Raw genomic sequence first — 3,141 nt, 5'->3', positions numbered from 1 at the left:
ATCCGGGCCCGGACCATGAAGACCAGGGCGACGCCGAACAGCAGGGCGGCGGAGACGTTGAACACCACGGGGGAAACCTCCTGGGAGCGTGGTGGGTTGACGTGGGGTCAGCGGGTGGCCTGGCGGCGGTTGCGGGTGTAGGCGTTCCAGGCGCGGCGGCCTATCCGCAACCGGAGGCCGGTGGTGCGGCAGCGGCGGCAGGGCTTGCCCGGCTTGGGCTTGCCGCTGCGGGTCGTGCGGATGGTGTGGCCCAGTCCAGCGCACTTGCGGCAGGTGGCGAACGGCTTCGCGGCACACATGGCGGCGTAACTGAGCGTGGCGATGAACAGGCAGGCGATAGCGAGCCACATGGGGGTCTCCAGGGGGCCTGTGGGCGGGATTCTGGGGGTTTTCGCAGGTGGGGCGCTATCGGCTAGCGCCCTGCTCAGTGCGGGTTTGGGGTGCTAGCGGGGGTGCTTGCGCAAGCGGGGTCGGGGTGCTTGCGCAAGCACCTTCGCTTGGCTATCCGGCGTCCCGGTTTCGGTCACGCTTGGTAACGGCATCGCTGATGTCGGAGCGCTGGATGCCGCGCCGGTTGACGTTCTTGCCGTCGATGCGGCGGTTGATCTGGATGGTCTCCACGCCCATCGGCGCGAGCGCGGAGGCGACCTGCTCGGGGGTCCAGCCGTCGTAGACCTCGGGCCGCAGTTCGGCCAGGCGGGCGGCCAGGGTCTCCGACCACACCTTCGGCTCCGAGGGTGGGACGACGGCGAGGATGTCGTCGAGCAGGGTGTCGTGCCGGTCCCCGCGCTGCGGGGTCTGGCCTGCGGCGATTCCGGCGAGGGTGCCGGCCGCGATCCGGGCGGCGCGGGCGCGCTTGCAGATGGCCTCGGCGGCGGGGGTGTCGATGTAGTAGGAGCGGACGATCTGCGGGTCGTCACCCGCGCCGACCAGGTAGCCGATGCCCTTGTCCTTCTTCACGAAGGAGGTGGCGCGGATGCCGTTCTTGTACGCGGAGGTGCCGAGCACCATGTCGTTCTCGACCTGGCCCATGACCCGCAGGCAGTACCGGGTGCCGACGTTCGCGCTGATCGCGGTGGGCAGCGAGTCCCGGTCCGGGCGCTGCGTCGCGAGCAGCAACATCACGCCGAGGGCCCGGCCGCGCTTGATGATGGCCGTGCACAGGGCCCCGGCCTCCTTGCCGACCTTCTCGTCGGCGAACAGTTCCTGGCACTCGTCCACCGCGAGCACGAGCGGGTGGAGGCCGAGGGACTTCTTGGCGGCGAGCTGGGCGGTGACCTTGTTCTCCGGGCACAGCTCCTTCGGCAGCCCCGAGATGACCTTGGCGCGGCGCTCCAGCTCGGCGTAGACGTAGCGGATGGACTGGAGGGCGGCGGCCTTGGTGTCGTCGTCGGGGCCGGAGCCGTAGTCCGCGGCGACCTCCCGAAGCGGGGCGAGGTCGCCGGTGCCCTTGAGTTCCCACACCAGCAGTTCGGCGGTGGGGTCCAGGGCGGCGGCCAGCAGCGGGACGCGCAGGGAGAACGTCTTGCCCATGCCGGGCATGGCCCCGATCAGCACGTTGTCGTACATCAGCGACAGCGTGACCGGGCGTCCGCGCTGGTCTGTGCCGAACGGGATGGGCTGGAACAGCGAGGTCTGCGCGGCCTTGGCCAGCGGGCCCGCGTTCGGCGGGACCTGGTTCAGGGCGCGGTCGCCGACCCACAGCATCATCCGGCCGGCGTGCTCGTCCGGGACCGGCTCCGGCCACACGCACCCCAGCGGGCGCCGCAGTCCGGAGGCGAGGCGGTCGCGCCGGTCGAGGATGTCGGTGACGGTGACGCCGTAGGGCAGGTCCACGTCCGCGCGCCAGCCGGGGCCGTCGCGGGTGATCGGGGCCGGGAACCGGATGCCTTCCCCGCCCTTGCCCAGCGCCTTGTTGATCTCCGCGATCCCGAGCGCTCCGAGGGCGCGCTCGACCACGGTGGAGGTGAGGCGTTCGACTTCGGTGGCGACCACGGCGCGGGAGATCAGCGGCTTGTCCTTCGGGATGTTGACCCAGCCGAACGCCGCGAGGATGGCGGCGGCGGCGAGGGTGAACGCCCAACTCGGCAGCACCACATACGCGATGAGCGCGAGGACCGGACCGAGCGCCAGGCCGAGGCCGAGAAGTATCCAGCGGGAGCGGACCCGGCCGTCGCGCAGGTGGGACAGCTTGAGGTAGTCGTCGGGGTCGTTGCGGGTGGCGGCGACCTGCCGCAGCGCCTCCGACTCCGAGTCCCACGCCCAGCGCAGCAGTCGGGCCAGGACGGTGAAGAACCCGCCCGGGGCCCGCAGCGCGAGGACGGCGGCGTACCAGGGCAGCCGCACGGCGTGGAAAGCCAGCGAGTGCAGCGTGTGCTTGGCCAGCCACAGCGCGGCGGTCTCGAACTCGGTGCGGGAGGTGGCCCACGCCGGGAGGACCGGGCGGGGCTTGGCGGCGCGGGCGCGGGCCCACCAGCCGGGACCGGTCGGTGCCGGGGAGTCGACCAACCGGACGGCCGACTCGTCGGCCGGAAGGTAGACCGACCCGTCGGGGTCCGAGTCGGGCGACCGGTCGGGCGTCGAGTCGGGGCCGGGGTCGGCCGGGGAGTCGGGCGACCCGTGGCGGGCGGCGCGGGCCTTCGAGAGGTCCAGCACCGCGCCCGCGTCGGGGTCGCCGGTCAGGTCGAGTTCCGCCTCCAGGCGGCGGAACAGCTCGTCATCGTCGTGGTTCACTGAACGCGTCCTTGTCTCGTGATGAGTGCAGGTGACAGGCCGTCAGGGGCGCGGAAGCTGGCAGGCGGAGCGCCCCTGACGGGCGAACTCAGAGGCCCGACCGCAGGGCGGCCGGGTGGTTCAGGTAGCCGGTCAGTTCGACCGGAACGCCCTCGACCTCGGTGGAGCCGGTGAGGGTGTAGTAGCCGGTGTGCTCGCGTCGCCGCATCGACTCGCGGACCAGGCCGAGGGCGGAGCGCCATGCCTCGAACGCCTCGTCGTCGCCGTGGACCGCGATGGCGACTCCGAGCGCGTAGTGCGCGGACGGGATGAGATCCACGCTCCAGGAGGTTGCGGCGGGCAGGTCCTCGAAGGTGTTCAGCAGGGCGAGGACGGTTCGGGCCGCGGGGATCTGCTGGATGGACAGCT

General features: G+C 71.9%; 3 protein-coding genes. All 3 read right to left on the bottom strand.

Going from position 1 to position 3,141, the window contains the following annotated elements:
- Positions 1–107: 107 nt before the first annotated feature.
- Positions 108–350: a hypothetical protein gene (locus tag ACFP3V_RS31710; RefSeq protein WP_380591257.1), complete on the bottom strand. Its 243-nt coding sequence runs from the start codon at positions 348–350 to the stop codon at positions 108–110.
- A 151-nt stretch (positions 351–501) separates the two neighbouring features.
- Positions 502–2,733, bottom strand: a complete 2,232-nt coding sequence (locus ACFP3V_RS31705) for a cell division protein FtsK (RefSeq protein ID WP_380591255.1) — start codon at positions 2,731–2,733, stop codon at positions 502–504.
- A gap of 88 nt (positions 2,734–2,821) precedes the next feature.
- Positions 2,822–3,141, bottom strand: a 320-nt coding sequence (locus ACFP3V_RS31700) for a hypothetical protein (protein WP_380591252.1), incomplete at its 5' end; no start/stop codon positions are given.

This window comes from Streptacidiphilus monticola (assembly GCF_042658505.1).
GTDB lineage: Bacteria > Actinomycetota > Actinomycetes > Streptomycetales > Streptomycetaceae > Streptacidiphilus > Streptacidiphilus monticola.
The sequence above is the reverse complement of the archived record's forward strand: the minus strand, read 5'-3'. Positions and strand labels throughout refer to the sequence as shown.